Here is a 13253-nt window from a genome sequence, read left to right on the forward strand (position 1 = left end):
ACCCAGAAGACACGGAAGGAGCCCTCCGCAGAGGGCTCGTGAGCTGCGATGTTGGCTGGTCGGGGGTGACAGGATTCGAACCCGCGACCTCTTCGTCCCGAACGCTGTGACGACGTGTTGGCTGCTGTCGTCCGTTGCACTGGGATGACATCTGCGCAGGTCACGTCCGTCATCTCGTGGTGCTCGCACCGGAAAGCTTGCTACTCATCTGGGGTGCTGACAGTCCTCAGGATGCGGCCGAGGGTTTGCGCATGCGGTTGAAGGCGACCTTGGCGTTGACAGTAATGCCGCCGCTGGCGTGGATGTTTTCGAGCCCTGCGAACATCCGAGTCTTGAACTCCGAAGCGAGTTCAGGGCCGAGAGATTCGACGAATCCTCGGAAGCCGTGGGACATGTTCCATTCCCAGTGATGCTGGGCGTCTCGCATCTCGAAGGACGCCCGGGCGGTGCGTTGCTCAATGTCGATGAACCCGGCTTCCGCGCAGAGGTCGGGCAAGGGGCGCGGTGGCGGGGTGAACGGGTCGGGCCTCCTGGTCGGGCTGGACCGTCCGGCCATGTCACGCATGAGCTCGCCGTAGAAGTCCCACCGTTCGTCCCGTGGCTTTCTGGATCCTTCGGCCTCATCATCGACGACGTGATTGCTCGGCGGACCTGAGAAGGCCAGCAGGCCGCCCGGGCGGAGCACCCGGTATGCCTCGGCGATGGCCTGCGCGGGATCGTCGAGGAAGTGCAGGGTGAACCCGCACGTCACGGCGTCGAAGCTTGCGTCTGGGATGTCGAGTTGGTGGGCGTCCATGACTCGGTTGGTTAGCTGCGGGAGATCCTGATGGTCGGCGGCCAGGGCATCGAGCATGTTCGGGGCGTTATCGATGGCGACGACCTCACCGCGATCTCCGACTGCCCAGGCGGCCGGCCCGGCGATGGCGCCACGTCCAGCGGCGATGTCCAAGACTCGCTGACCGGGCTGCAGGCCGCACCAGGCCACGAGATCACGGCCGAACGTGGCGAAGAACGGGATGTGCTGGTCATACTCGTGAGCCAGTTCATCGAACAGGTCCTGCACCAGCCCGGTGTCCGTCACGGGCTGCACAGTGACAGCTGCTAGCAACCGGATCAACCGAAATTGACGCTCGACCCGACGTCGGCGAGCTCGAGCAGGGTCAGCGCGAGCCACCGTTCCGTGGCGGACCCGAACGCCGCGATCGCCAGGCTCCATTGGGTGACGGCGCCGATCACGACCCGCCCTGTCGCGCACCGACGCCACCCAGCCGGCTCTAACGCTCGGGTACTTGACACCGATGATGAATCCATTAATCATGGCTCGAGATGGCCAGATCTGGGAGGACATTGTGGCCTTCGGGAGACCTCGGGCACGCAGCGGGTGCTGCTCGTCGGTGGCTGGCATCGAGACGGTGGTCATCGCTGATCCGGTCAACCAAACCGATCACCAGTCAAGGAGGACCCGTGACCACTCGTCGTACCAAGTTGTCCACAGCCGCCACCACCGGCCTCGACGTCCTGGCTCCCGCACAGGCGATGCCGGAGTAACACCGTCGCCGCGACTGCGGCTGGTCCTCCTCGCTCGCCACCGAGACCGCCAGCGAGTTGACCTACGTCCGAGACTCCGAAGGCAACCGACTGATCGACTTCTCCCGGGCCGGCTACCTGGCGGACCGCCTGTATCCCCGCCCGCCTGGCGTGATCAAGGTCGCACCCGTGGCAGGCGACAACACAGACCATCCGCAGGCGGCGATCGACGCCGCGAGGGCGTTGCCGCTGGACGACCATGGCTGGCGCGGCGGTTCCAAGCGGCGCGGCCGCGAGGTCATCAACGAATTTGCCTGAGCCTCTGGAGGTGACCGTGACGAATCGGTCTCAACTACCTCTGGCCCGCATCCTAGACGACATACAACCGGCGATAAGTGAAGGAGACCTACGGTAATGACGCTCACCGCCGACCAGGCGTTAGCGCTGCCTCTTTTCGCGATCACCGACCGCACGCCATCTGAATGGCGCGGTCACCCCCGCGACTACTATTCGGTGGGCTTCTACTCCTGGCCGAACCCGGATACGCCGGATGGACTGCCCTATGTCAGGCGCGATTGCCAACGCAACGTGGCGACGCTGAGCGACCGCTACGACAAACACCGGTTTTGGCAGACCATCGCCGCGGTCAACACCCTCGTGCAAGCCCACATCCGAACCGGTGAGGATCGGTTTGCTGACTCGGCAGTCAGGCGCCTCGAACGGTGGTTCCTCGACCCAGAAGTAGCGATGCGGCCCAACTTCGTCCACGGCGCCGCTCAACCCGGAGTTCACGACGGGGCGTCGATCGGTCTGATCGAGGCGGTCTACCTGATCGACCTACTCGATCACGTCGAACTGCTGTTGAAGTCCGGTTGGTTCACCGGACAGGTGGACAACCTTCGATCGTGGTTCGCCGACCTGATGAGCTGGATGCGGACAAGTGACCTCGGTCGGAAGGAGGAATCGTCAACCAGTAATCACGGCGTCTGGTGGGATGCCCAGGTGCTGCGCTACGCCTCCTTCACTGATGATCAGCGCACCATCGAGGACATCACCGGCCTGTTCGACCGCCGACTCCGACAGATCGCCCCCGGCGGAACGCTGCCACGCGAGCTGGCTCGACCAAGCTCATTGCACTACACGATCTACGGCCTGCGCGCCTTCGCCGTCTGTAGCCGTGTGGCCGCCGGTTATGGGGCGGACCTGTGGAACTCTGCGGCGGCGCCCGGTCGCGGACGCCTGGTTGACGCTTACCGATTCTGGGCAGACCATGCCCGAGACGAACGGAACTGGACCTGGCCGAGAATCCCAAATGATCTTGACCGAACCGCCTACTGGCTGGCGATCGAAGCAGCCTCCGCCTACAACGACGAGGCGCTTTCGTCCTTCGCACTGGAGTTGCGAGAGCGCGAACTCCCTCTTCCCGAGGTCCCGCTGGCGGCCGCCCTCAACGAATAGTCCCAACGACTGTTGCCAGGGTCGCGGCACGGGAACAGCGGTCGAGAGTGCCGCGGAAGCTGAATCACCGAGTCGGCGCCGGGCGGCCGCTCCCGTCCGCCGGCAGCCGGCCACGGGGCCGGGGTGACGTCAGCCTATCAGCGGCCAGAACTTCGCCGGTGTGCGGCGACGGACCGGAGATCGTCAGGCCGCAGGTCCTGCGTCACGTTCCGGCACCTGCGGCCCCAAGGTGCTGCCGTCGGTCATCGCCGTCAGCACGTTGCTGGTCTCCGACATGATCATGACGGAGGCGGCCCTGTCCTTCCTCGGCCTCGGCATCCAGCCGCCCCACGCCGTCGTGGGGCGGCCTGATCGCCGAGCGCCGACCTACCTCTACACAGGCTGATGTGTGGCCACCATGCCGGGGGTCATGCTGATGGCGACACTGGCCATCAACCTGCTCTGCGGCTGGCTCCGCACCGTGCTCGATCCGCGTACGAGCAGAACGGCCGGACAACGCACTCGGTCGCCTGCTGACGCGCACCCGATCGGCGGTACGCCGCCATTGCCCTCACGAGTCCGCTCGAGGGCCGGGTGCTACCGGACCCGCACCACCGGAGTATCGATCCGCCGCGTGGGGTGCCTCAACTTTGACCGGCGATAGGAGGATGCAGCTGGGGCTCGGGGTATCCAGCGTGCCGGTCAATCGCTCCGGGATGCCGCTGCCCTCGTCGATCCGGAATGACGTGATGGTGTCGGAGAATTGGTTCGCCACGTAAAGGTGGTGTCCGTCCGGGCCCAGAACCATGTCGCGTGGGTGGGTCCCGCCACAGTCCACGGTCGCCTGAAGACGCACGTCCGCGCCGTCGACCGAGAGAACCGCTATGTCATCGTCGCCACGGTTGGCCACATAGAGATGCCGTCCGTCTCCGCTCAATCGGATCGCCGACGGCTGACTGGCACCCTGCTCGTCGCCGACATAGGTCGGCACGGTGCGGAGAACCTCGGGGATCGTCAGGTCGACGATCGACACCGTCGACGCGAGCTCGTTGGCCACATAGGCGAATCCGTTGCGGACGACGAGGTGTCGCGGACCAGCGCCCGCGGGAAGGCGAATCTCGTCGCGGAGTGTCAAGGAGCCGGATGCTTCGTCCAACGCATACCTGTACACCGTGTCCGTTCCGAGATCGGGGACGAGGATGTCACCCGAGGTCGTGTCCACGACGACCATGTGCGGGTGTGGGCCTGCCTGCCTGGCCGCATCAGGACCGGAGCCGACATGGTGAGCGGTGTCGGTGCGCTCCCCCAGCGACCCGTCGCCGCGTAGTGGATGCACGCTCACCGTGCCGGACGCGTAGTTGGCCGTGAGAAGATGGCGGCCGCTCGGGTCGAGCGAGAGATGGCATGCCCCTGAGCCTCCGGTTGATCGTTGCCGCCCGAGCCGTCGGAGCGTGGTCCCGTCGACAGCCCACGCACTGACGTGTGCGCCGGCGACCGCGTGCGACATGTAGACGACCCGCCCGTCGGCCGACGACGCAAGGTACATCGGGTTCTCGACTCCGCGGGCGCCGATGCCAAGAGGAGTGACCGTGTCGCTGTCGATGTCGGCGATCACGACGCCGTCGGCCCGACCGCCCCTTTCGCTGGACGTAGCCGCACCGATATACACGCGCATGCTGTTCACAGTTCAGCCCATCGCCGTTCGGAGAGTAAGGGGGTTCAGGTGCTTCCGGTCCTGATCGAACGCACCGCGAGGAACGCGTCAGGAGCACAGGGGCCGGGGCGGTCATGCTCGTCGGGCAACATCCCGCAGTCCGCGACGCTCACATGATCCCGTAGATGTCGTAGGCCTGACGGGCGGACATTCCCGCCTCGATCGCCGCACGCACCCGCTTCTCGCCGCGGACCTTCTTGAGCGCCGCCGCCAGGATGTCAGCCTCGTGGGCGCGAGGCACGATCAGCACGCCGTCGACGTCGCCGAAAATCAGGTCGCCGGGACGCACGACTGTCCCGTTGGAAAAGCGCACCGCGCACCGATAGTCCACGACGCGTCCACGTACGCCCTGATCCTGGGCGTACGGGCCCCGAGAGAAGGTCGGGAAGCCGGGCATCGCCAGGATGTCCCGGGTGTCCCGGGAGTAGCCGTCGACGACCGCCCCCACCGCGCCGAGCCGCATGGCGCGCGTCGTCATCAAGCCGCCCCACAGCGCATAACGTGGCGATGCGCCGCTGCAGACGTAGACCTCGCCAGCCCGCAGATCGTCGAGCGCGTCGAACATCAGCCCGAACGGCTCGGCCCGCCCCTCGTGTGCGACGTAGGTGTCCGCACAATCCGCCTCCAGCACCGGCATGGCGCGCCCGACGACCACCATGTCGTCACGGAGGGGGCGCACCTGCGGCGGCAGGAACTGGCTGGTGAGACCGGCGGCGTCCATCACATCGCCGACCACGGCGGTGAACAGCTCTCGGCGCATCACCTCAACGTCTGACAACGGCTCGTCCCTGATGGCCACATCGAGCTCCTCACTGTCCTCATCGAGCCAATCTATCAAGCTGTTTGACAGGTTAACAGCTGCGGCTATGCTGTCCAGCATGCCGACGACCAGCGACGTACCCCCTCTGGAGAAGGTGCGGGTGCACACGCGCGCAGACCAGGTCGCAGCCCAGCTCATGCGGTACATCGAGCACGCGGGCCTGGGGCCGGGCAGCCGGCTACCGAGCGAGGTGCAGCTCGCCAAGGACTTCGGCGTCAGTCGGCCCGTGGTCCGCGAGGCCATCCGCGAACTCACCGGGAAAGGCATCGTCCATGTCGTCAATGGGCAGGCCGGGGCGATCATCAGGCCGGTGGAGATCGATCCGCTGCTGGGCTTCTTCGATCGCGCCACGCTCGTCGGCGCCGACGACACCGTCTTGGAACTCTTGGAGGTCCGGCGCGGCCTGGAGATCACCTCCGCCGCGCTCGCCGCTCGCCGACGTGGCGACGACGACCTGGCACGCCTCACCGAGGTCACGCGGGCGATGGCCGATCACCTCGACGACGAGGAGCACTACATCGATCTCGACGTCGAGTTCCACGTCCAGCTGGCGCGGGCCACCGGCAACACCATGATGGCCCTCCTGGTGGAGTCGATCCGCGGCGCGCTGCGCAACGCCGTCCGCCGTGGCCTGGAGACACGCGACCAGCCGGCCGCGCGCAAGGTGGTCCAGGCCATCCACGACGACATCCTGCACGCTGTCGCCGCGGGCGACGCCGACGCCGCCGAACGAGCCATGGCTCGGCACTTCGATGTCGCCATCACGACCATCACCGCCCGACGCTCCGCCGAGGAGGACCTGTGACCGCCATCGACGCGGTGGCCAAGCGCTGCATGTCGCGAGACGTCAGCGAGCTCAACACCGGCTGGGAGGACACGCTGGTCCCACTGGGGCTGACGCTCGCCGGAGGCGCCTTGCACGACGAGGCGATGGTGTCCTGGGCTCGGCAGTGGGCCGACCACCACCTCGACGCTCAACCAACGACGCGACCCGAGACCGGCTTCAGCGGGCAACACTCCGGCGAGGACAGGCAGGGCATCTACCTGACGACGTACTGCGGCGACTGGGGTGTCGCCATGGCTCTTGCGGCCCTTCACCGACATGAGCCGGACGAGCGCCTCCTCGATGCTGTCCGCCTGGTCGCCGACCACATCCTCGACGGAGGCCTGCGGCTCGACGACGGCACGATCGCGCACGGACATTGGGCGCCGGCTCCTTGGGTCGACACTCTCTACTACGCGGCAGCACCGCTCGCCTGGGCCTACGCCGTCCTCGGAGATCGCAGGTACGCAACCGAGGCCGTCCGGCAATGCCTCCTGCACGCCAGGCACCTGCGCGACCCGCTGACCGGGTGCTTCTTCCACGAGACCGATCCCGCCACGGGCGTACACACGGGCTCGCTCTGGTCGCGAGGCAACGGCTGGGTTGCGATGTCATTCGCCGACGTCCTGCGACACACTGCCGCCGACACACCCGGCTGGTCCGAACTCCTGGAGCTGTACCGGTCGCTGGTCACCGGGCTGCTCCGTTTCCAGCACCCGACCGGCCTCTGGCGAATCACACCCGACGACGACGAGTCCCACCTCGAGACCAGTGGCTCGACGATGATCGCCACGGGCATCGCGGTCGGTTTGGCCGAGGGTTGGCTGAACCGCTCCGCCGCTACCCGGGTCATCCGCACCTGGCACGAGGTCGTGACCTGGGTCGACGGCGCCGGTGCCGTCCGGGGCTGCCAGACGCCGGCCGGACGCGGCGGTTGGGAGAGCCACAAGCGCTCCGGCATGGGTGAGCGGACGTACGGCAACGGCGCCTTCCTCCGCCTCGCCGCCGAGCTGCGGGCAGCCGGACTCCTCGGTACCACGGCATGAGCAGCGCGTACTTCGAACGGCTCGAGGCGCGGCCCGGCGTCACGACGCTCGCGCACAACACGTGCCGGGTCCTGGACTTCACACTGATCACACTGCGCCCCGGCGAGCAGCACCACTTCGCCACGACTGATCGCGAGTACGCGGTCGTGGTGCTCACCGGGACCGCCTCGCTCGAGGTCGGCGACCGGACGTTCGCCGACGTCGGTGGCCGATCCGACGTGTTCGCCGGGAAGCCGTCGATGGTCTACGCACCGTGCGGTCAGGACGTCACGATCACTACCGCCGTCGGCACCGAGCTCGCACTGTGCTCGGCACCGAGCGCCACCGTCATCGAGCCGTACGTCGTCGCTCCGGACGACGTGCACTCCGGCACCTGGGGCGTCTTCAACACCACCCGCGACTACGACTTCCTCCTCGACGCCAGCCGGCCGAGCGAGCGGCTGTTCGTCGCCGAGGTCACCGTGGCCAGCGGCAATTGGGCCACGTACCCGCCGCACCGCCACGAGGTAGACGACCCCGAGACCGGCGAGGTCTTCCAGGAAGAGATGTACTTCTACCGCGTACAGCCCTCCACCGGATTCGGTCTCGCGGCGCTCTACGGCGACCGCGTCGGCGGCGACAACGCCTTCATCGTCCGGCACAACACGATCCACAAGATGCCCGCGGGTTACCACACCGTCACAGCCGCGCCCGGTTACCGGGTGTGGTACCTCGCCCTGTTCGCCGGCGACCGGAAGCAGGCCGGCCCACTCACCGATGCCGACCACGCCTGGTACCACCAGGCGGAGACCACCATCGGCCACCTGCGCCGGACGATCGGACGGTGACCTGGCATGGGCCTGGAGTCGTTCCAGCTCACCGATAGAGTCGCACTGATCACCGGTGCCGGAAGCGGCATCGGACAGGCCATCGCCGTCGCTCTCGCCGAGGCCGGCGCCGACGTCGTCGGCGTCTACCGCCGGGATGCCGACGACACCGCCGAGGCGGTCGAGAGCACCGGACGCCGCTTCGTGGGGATCCAAGCCGATCTGGCCGATGTCGACGCCCACGGAGGCACCCAGATCATCGGCACCGCGGTCGCTCGGGCCGGGCACCTGGACATCCTGGTCAACAACGCCGGCATCATCGCCCGCTCTCCCGGTCTCGATCTGACCCTGCGCGACTGGCGGACGGTGCTCGACACGAACCTGACCGCGACGTTCCTGCTGTCCCAGGCGGCCGGCCGCCACTTCGCCGCCCGCGACGTGCCGGCGGGCCAGTGCCGCGGCAAGATCGTCAACATCGCGTCCCTCCTCTCCTTTCAGGGCGGCATCAACGTCGCCGGATATACCGCCAGCAAGAGCGGCCTCGCCGGCCTCACCCGGGCCCTCGCCAACGAATGGGCCTCACTGGGCATCAACGTCAACGCCATCGCTCCCGGCTACATCGAGACCGCCGCCACTCACGATCTCCTCGCCGACCCGGACCGCTCGTCCGCCATCGGCAGCCGCATCCCCGCCGGCCGCTGGGGCCGGCCCGGCGACGTCGCCGGTGCCGCCGTCTTCCTCGCCTCGGCGGCATCGGCCTACGTACACGGAGTCGTCCTGCCGGTCGACGGCGGCTGGCTCAGCCGTTGATCACCGGCTCCGGCCGAGCGCGGGCCGGTTCCGGTGCATCGGGACGCCGAGGGGCGCATCGCAGAACCCCGCGCCCAGACGCCGGAGCGCCGGGTCGGTGGCGAAGTCGGGCTCACCGAACCGGGCGATGAGGGCGTCGGCATAAGCTTCGGCGTCGTCGCGAGGTTCGTACCCGATACGCCGGCCCTCGGTGAGGGTGAACCAGCGGCGGGTGTTCCTGCTGATGCCCCAGACCAGATGAAACCCCGGCGCCGTCGTGGTGAGAGCCGCCTCGACCAGCCGGGCGCCGTCGTCCGGCGACAGCCACACCGCCAGGTCGCGGAGCGACTCCGGGACGGCGCGTAACCCGCCCAGGCGCAGGCCGATGACCTGCATGCCGAATCGGTCGGCATACAGGCGTCCCAGCGACTCGGCGGCGACCTTGCTCCAGCCGTAGAGCGTGTCGGGCCGGCCCACGGCGTCGGCCGGAAGTCCGGCATCGGCGTGGTCGTCATGTACGTGGAAGCCCGCGGCATGGTGGGACGAGGCAAGGACGACGCGAGGCGCTCCAGTGCGGCGGGCGGCCTCCAGGACTGTGTGAGTGCCCCGGATGTTCCGGTCGACGACGACGTCGAAGGTGGACTCGTCGGCCTGCCCGGCCAGATGCACGACGGCGTCCACCTCGGAACAGGCGGCGGTCATGGCCTCGAGGTCGGTGACCGAGGCGATCACGACGTCGGCACCGGCGGGGACGATCTGCGGCGACGGTGCCTCCAGGTCGAGCAGGCGCAGGCTGCGGGCCGGCCTGCTGAGGCGGGGTACGAGGAGCCGGCCACCTCGGCCCGACACGCCTGTGATCAGAACGCGTTGCGCGGTCACGTGTGGGTCTCCCCCGTCGCTGTCGCCGCCGTCACCAGCGCGGCCGCCGACGGTCATACGCGGGATCGATGGACCGCATGTAGCCGGTGTCGTCCCGCGTCGTGATCCCGGCTTTGAGATAGTTCTCGTGCAACCGGCTGAGTGCGTCGTGGTCGAGTGTGACGCCGAGGCCGGGCGAGCCCGGCACAGTGACGGCGCCATCGGCGAAGGCGAGCGGGTGCTCGACGACGTCGACACCGAGTTGCCACGGCGTGTGCGTGTCCGCGGCGTAGGTCAGGGCGGGCATGGCCGCGCCGAGATGCGTCATCGCCGCGAGGCTGATCCCGAGGTGACTGTTGGAGTGCATGGACACCCCGACCCCCCAGGTCTCGCAGATCGTGGCGACGTGCGTCGACTGCATGAGCCCGCCCCAGTAGTGATGGTCGGCGAGCAGGACACCGATGGCCGCTGTGGTGAAGGCCTCGGGGATGTGATCGAGTTCGACGACGCACATGTTGGTGGCCAACGGCATCGGCGCCTGGGCTGCGACCTCGGCCATGCCGGGAATGGTGGCGGTGGGGTCCTCGAGGTATTCGAGGAGGCCGTCGGTCTCAGCGCTGACCTCGATCGAGGTCTGCACGGTCCAGGCGGCGTTCGGGTCCAGCCGGAGCGGATGGTCCGGGAAGGCATCCCGGAGTGCGCGGATGGCCGCGATCTCCTCGTCGGGGTGGAAGACGCCGCCCTTGAGCTTGATCGAGCCGAAGCCGTACTGATCGATCATCGCCCGGGCCTGGGCGACGATGCCGGCGGGATCGAGCGCCTCGCCCCATTCGTCGGGCTCGGCGCCGGGATGGGCGGCCCACTTGTAGAACAGGTACGCCGAGAACGGGACTCGGTCGCGGACCTTCCCGCCGAGAAGATCGCACACCGGACGGCCGACGACCTGGCCCTGAAGGTCCAGGCAGGCGACCTCGAACGACGCCAGCACGCGCTGTCTGGTCTTGCTCCGGCTGGACGCCCCGATGAGCCCATGACGGTCAGCGGCGTCGGCCGATCCGAGTGCCGCGGCGATGCGGGATCGGAGGTCGGAGAGGTTGAAAGGGTCGAGCCCGGTGAGGGCCGGAGCGACCCGATCGAGCAGAGCGAGGTGCGCGGCATCTCCATATGTCTCGCCGAGGCCGACCAGCCCGTCGCGGCTTCGGACCTGGACGATGGCTCGCAGCGCCCAAGGCTGGTGGACGCCGGCGGCGTTGAGCAACGGCGGATCGGGGAACGCGATCGGCGTGACCTCGACGTCGGTCACGCGCAGATCGCCGGTCATTTCGTCGCCTCCGCGACCTCGGGGTTCAGCGACTTGGCACGCAGCACAGCGCGGCCCTGGTCGATGATCCGGCCGAGCCGGTCGATGTGCTCCGGGGTCGCCTCGACCAGCGGCGGGCGAACCGAACCGACGGGCACGCCGTCGAGCCTGGCGCCGGCCTTGACCAAGGCGACCGCATATCCCGGGACCTGGTCACGCAGCCGGGTGAGCGGCAGGTAGAACGCCTCGAGCAGTTGCTCGCGTACGTCCGTAGCGCCCGTGACCAAGGCGTCGTAGAAGGCCAGGGCGATGTCGGGAGCGAACGACAGGACCGCGGAAGAGTAGCTGTCCACCCCGATCGCCCGATAGGCCGGCGCGGACACCTCAGCGGTGGGGAGTCCGTTGAGGAATCCGAAGGTCGCGGCACGGGCATGTCCGCTCGTGCGTGCAGCGGCCACGAGCCGAGACATCGCGTCGATGTCGCCGACGCCGTCCTTGATGCCGACGACGTTCGGGATGTCCATGAGCGTTATCGCGGCGGCCGGATCGATGACGGCGTTGGCCCGCCTGTACACGACGATCGGCAACGGCGTGGCCGCGGCGACGTAGCGCACGTGCTCTACCACGCCCGCAGGCGTTGACGAGACCAGGTATGGCGGTAGAAGAAGCAGGCCGTCCGCCCTGCATTCGGCCGCTATACGGGCGAACTCCCGTGCCAACTGCGGGCCTCCTCCCGCTCCGGCGTAGACCGGCGCTCGGCCGTCGACCACCTCGACGGCCGTGCGCACGAGCTCGCGATACTCGGCGATCGACAACGCGCTGAACTCACCCGTCCCGCACGCCACGAACCAGGCCGACGGGCTCGACGCCTCGTCGCCGATCGGCCTCCGCGCGTCCAGCTGACGCTCCAGGTGTCGAGCGAAGACGTCAGACGCGACAGTGTCGTCGTCGGCGAACGGTGTCAGGGGGAAGGCGAGCAGCCCCGGCGGAAACATCATCATCACGTCCCAAGATCGAATACGGGTGTGGCCGCCGGTCGCTACGAACCGCTCGACGATCGCGATCGTCGAGCGGTTCGTGGCTCAGGCGAAACGGTTGAAGGCGTCGTGGCCGCGGCGCAGCGAACCGTCCGGGTTGATGAAGTGCATGGTCTCCGGCTCGCCGACCGGTCCGTATTCGGGCCCGTGCAGGTCCGCGACGAGACTGTGGTGCAGCGCGTGGACGATGAATCCAATGTCGCGAGCCTGGAGTTGTCCGAGCGTGTACTCGATCAGCGCCGAGCGCACCGCATCGTCCGTGGCACCCCAGATGGTCTCGGTGACCACCAGGTCCTTCCCGCTGTCCTTCGCCAGCGAGACCGCTTCATCGAGCCTGTCCTCCCACGCGGCCGTCCTCTCCCGGTCCGTGAGGTCGCCTCGGTAGTAGGCATGGACGGAGATGACGTCACTGATCGCTTCGGTGAGGCGCATCGAGATCGGAGTGAAGAGGTTGCTGATCGTGAGCGGTTGAGTGGGAGCCAGGGATCTGATCACGTCGTGGCACCAGGTCAGCCAGCGCACTTCGGCCGCACGGACTTCGGAATCGTCGTCCTTGAGATACGGTCCCGAGAACGGTTCGTTGCAGATGTCCCAGGCCACGATGCGCGGATCATCGACGTGCGCCCCGACGACCCGCGTCAGGTACCGGCCGAAGAGCATCTGGACTCGCGGCACATCGACCCGGGACGGATCGGGGTCCGTCCACATGTCCGGCGTGTTGCCGTGCCGGTAGCCCGGCACGATGTGCTCCAGCGAGACCCCGCCGAAGTCGCAGGTCGGATCCCGCCAGCGGTTGAAAACCACGGGCATCACCTCGATACCGTGCTGGGCGAAGACGCCGAGACCCGCGTCGAAATTCGCAAGGAACCGCCCCGGATCGCGTTGGAACGCCTCGTAGGAGAGCCACCATCGCGCAACATTCCACTGCGGAAAGTACCGCTTGCCGCGTGCGACTTCGGTGGCCATCAAGCCGTGGTCGTGGTGCTGCCACAGATCGAGACCACTGGTTCCCCATGAGCCCGAATAGTTGAAGCCTCGATAGTCCCGTGCCTCGAGTGCCACCCATGTCTCCTTCGCATCTGCATGGCCATGTGCT

15 protein-coding genes are annotated in these 13253 nt (G+C 67.8%); 7 read left to right on the forward strand and 8 right to left on the reverse strand.

What is annotated here, in order from left to right:
- Window positions 1-226: 226 nt before the first annotated feature.
- Both DZA62_RS12175 and DZA62_RS37205 read right to left on the reverse strand, forming a co-directional pair.
- The gene (locus DZA62_RS12175) at window positions 227-1081 is read right to left on the reverse strand and encodes a class I SAM-dependent methyltransferase (protein ID WP_157987615.1); all 855 of its coding nucleotides are present in this window, start codon (window positions 1079-1081) and stop codon (window positions 227-229) included.
- Window positions 1082-1113: 32 nt separating this feature from the next.
- Window positions 1114-1236, reverse strand: coding sequence for a hypothetical protein (locus DZA62_RS37205; protein WP_269813870.1), 123 nt, complete (start codon window positions 1234-1236; stop codon window positions 1114-1116).
- Window positions 1237-1605: 369 nt separating this feature from the next.
- On the opposite strand from DZA62_RS37205, the gene DZA62_RS12180 reads away from it, so the two are divergent.
- The 3 genes from DZA62_RS12180 (at window position 1606) to DZA62_RS35670 (ending at window position 3370) form a co-directional block, all read left to right on the forward strand.
- Window positions 1606-1845: a hypothetical protein gene (locus tag DZA62_RS12180; protein WP_116949179.1), complete on the forward strand. Its 240-nt coding sequence runs from the start codon at window positions 1606-1608 to the stop codon at window positions 1843-1845.
- Window positions 1846-1941: 96 nt separating this feature from the next.
- Window positions 1942-2985 (forward strand): alginate lyase family protein, encoded by a 1044-nt coding sequence (locus DZA62_RS12185; RefSeq protein WP_116949180.1) that lies wholly within the window; start codon window positions 1942-1944, stop codon window positions 2983-2985.
- Between the two features lie 229 nt (window positions 2986-3214).
- Window positions 3215-3370: a hypothetical protein gene (locus DZA62_RS35670; RefSeq protein ID WP_157987616.1), complete on the forward strand. Its 156-nt coding sequence runs from the start codon at window positions 3215-3217 to the stop codon at window positions 3368-3370.
- A gap of 165 nt (window positions 3371-3535) precedes the next feature.
- On the opposite strand, the gene DZA62_RS12190 is transcribed toward DZA62_RS35670, so the two are convergent.
- Window positions 3536-4639 (reverse strand): lactonase family protein, encoded by a 1104-nt coding sequence (locus DZA62_RS12190; RefSeq protein WP_157987617.1) that lies wholly within the window; start codon window positions 4637-4639, stop codon window positions 3536-3538.
- A gap of 148 nt (window positions 4640-4787) precedes the next feature.
- Window positions 4788-5438: an RraA family protein gene (locus tag DZA62_RS12195; RefSeq protein ID WP_408618757.1), complete on the reverse strand. Its 651-nt coding sequence runs from the start codon at window positions 5436-5438 to the stop codon at window positions 4788-4790.
- Window positions 5439-5469: 31 nt separating this feature from the next.
- On the opposite strand from DZA62_RS12195, the gene DZA62_RS12200 reads away from it, so the two are divergent.
- The 4 genes from DZA62_RS12200 to DZA62_RS12215 are packed head-to-tail and all read left to right on the forward strand — an operon-like array spanning window position 5470 to window position 8983.
- The gene (locus DZA62_RS12200; protein WP_116949183.1) at window positions 5470-6303 is read left to right on the forward strand and encodes a FadR/GntR family transcriptional regulator; all 834 of its coding nucleotides are present in this window, start codon (window positions 5470-5472) and stop codon (window positions 6301-6303) included.
- Entirely contained in the window at window positions 6300-7367 is a 1068-nt protein-coding gene (locus DZA62_RS12205; RefSeq protein ID WP_116949184.1) for a glycoside hydrolase family 88 protein, read from the forward strand. Before DZA62_RS12200 ends, DZA62_RS12205 begins: the two co-directional genes overlap by 4 nt.
- On the forward strand, window positions 7364-8194 hold the full coding sequence (locus DZA62_RS12210; protein ID WP_116949185.1) for a 5-deoxy-glucuronate isomerase: 831 nt from the start codon (window positions 7364-7366) through the stop codon (window positions 8192-8194). Before DZA62_RS12205 ends, DZA62_RS12210 begins: the two co-directional genes overlap by 4 nt.
- A 6-nt stretch (window positions 8195-8200) precedes the next feature.
- Window positions 8201-8983 (forward strand): SDR family oxidoreductase, encoded by a 783-nt coding sequence (locus tag DZA62_RS12215; protein WP_116949186.1) that lies wholly within the window; start codon window positions 8201-8203, stop codon window positions 8981-8983.
- Here DZA62_RS12215 and DZA62_RS12220 read toward each other — a convergent pair whose 3' ends face one another.
- The 4 genes from DZA62_RS12220 to DZA62_RS12235 form a co-directional block, all read right to left on the reverse strand.
- On the reverse strand, window positions 8984-9898 hold the full coding sequence (locus tag DZA62_RS12220; protein ID WP_116949187.1) for an NAD-dependent epimerase/dehydratase family protein: 915 nt from the start codon (window positions 9896-9898) through the stop codon (window positions 8984-8986).
- Window positions 9873-11141: a glucarate dehydratase family protein gene (locus DZA62_RS12225; protein WP_116949188.1), complete on the reverse strand. Its 1269-nt coding sequence runs from the start codon at window positions 11139-11141 to the stop codon at window positions 9873-9875. The genes DZA62_RS12220 and DZA62_RS12225 overlap by 26 nt, the downstream gene beginning before the upstream one ends.
- The gene (locus DZA62_RS12230) at window positions 11138-12115 is read right to left on the reverse strand and encodes a 5-dehydro-4-deoxyglucarate dehydratase (RefSeq protein WP_116949485.1); all 978 of its coding nucleotides are present in this window, start codon (window positions 12113-12115) and stop codon (window positions 11138-11140) included. Before DZA62_RS12230 ends, DZA62_RS12225 begins: the two co-directional genes overlap by 4 nt.
- Window positions 12116-12202: 87 nt before the next feature.
- Window positions 12203-13219: a glycoside hydrolase 5 family protein gene (locus tag DZA62_RS12235; protein ID WP_116949189.1), complete on the reverse strand. Its 1017-nt coding sequence runs from the start codon at window positions 13217-13219 to the stop codon at window positions 12203-12205.
- Window positions 13220-13253 lie beyond the last annotated feature (34 nt).

The sequence above is a fragment of the Jiangella endophytica genome (assembly GCF_003427025.1).
GTDB lineage: Bacteria > Actinomycetota > Actinomycetes > Jiangellales > Jiangellaceae > Jiangella > Jiangella endophytica.

Excerpts from the sequence above, each read along its gene's own strand:
- DZA62_RS12185 (WP_116949180.1), top strand. The coding sequence starts at position 1,942 with ATGACGCTCACCGCCGACCAGGCGTTAGCGCTGCCTCTTTTCGCGATC.
- DZA62_RS12190 (WP_157987617.1), bottom strand. The coding sequence starts at position 4,639 with ATGCGCGTGTATATCGGTGCGGCTACGTCCAGCGAAAGGGGCGGTCGG.
- DZA62_RS12195 (WP_408618757.1), bottom strand. The coding sequence starts at position 5,438 with ATGCGCCGAGAGCTGTTCACCGCCGTGGTCGGCGATGTGATGGACGCC.
- DZA62_RS12200 (WP_116949183.1), top strand. The coding sequence starts at position 5,470 with ATGGCCACATCGAGCTCCTCACTGTCCTCATCGAGCCAATCTATCAAG.
- DZA62_RS12210 (WP_116949185.1), top strand. The coding sequence starts at position 7,364 with ATGAGCAGCGCGTACTTCGAACGGCTCGAGGCGCGGCCCGGCGTCACG.
- DZA62_RS12215 (WP_116949186.1), top strand. The coding sequence starts at position 8,201 with ATGGGCCTGGAGTCGTTCCAGCTCACCGATAGAGTCGCACTGATCACC.
- DZA62_RS12220 (WP_116949187.1), bottom strand. The coding sequence starts at position 9,898 with ATGACCGTCGGCGGCCGCGCTGGTGACGGCGGCGACAGCGACGGGGGA.
- DZA62_RS12225 (WP_116949188.1), bottom strand. The coding sequence starts at position 11,141 with ATGACCGGCGATCTGCGCGTGACCGACGTCGAGGTCACGCCGATCGCG.
- DZA62_RS12230 (WP_116949485.1), bottom strand. The coding sequence starts at position 12,115 with ATGTTTCCGCCGGGGCTGCTCGCCTTCCCCCTGACACCGTTCGCCGAC.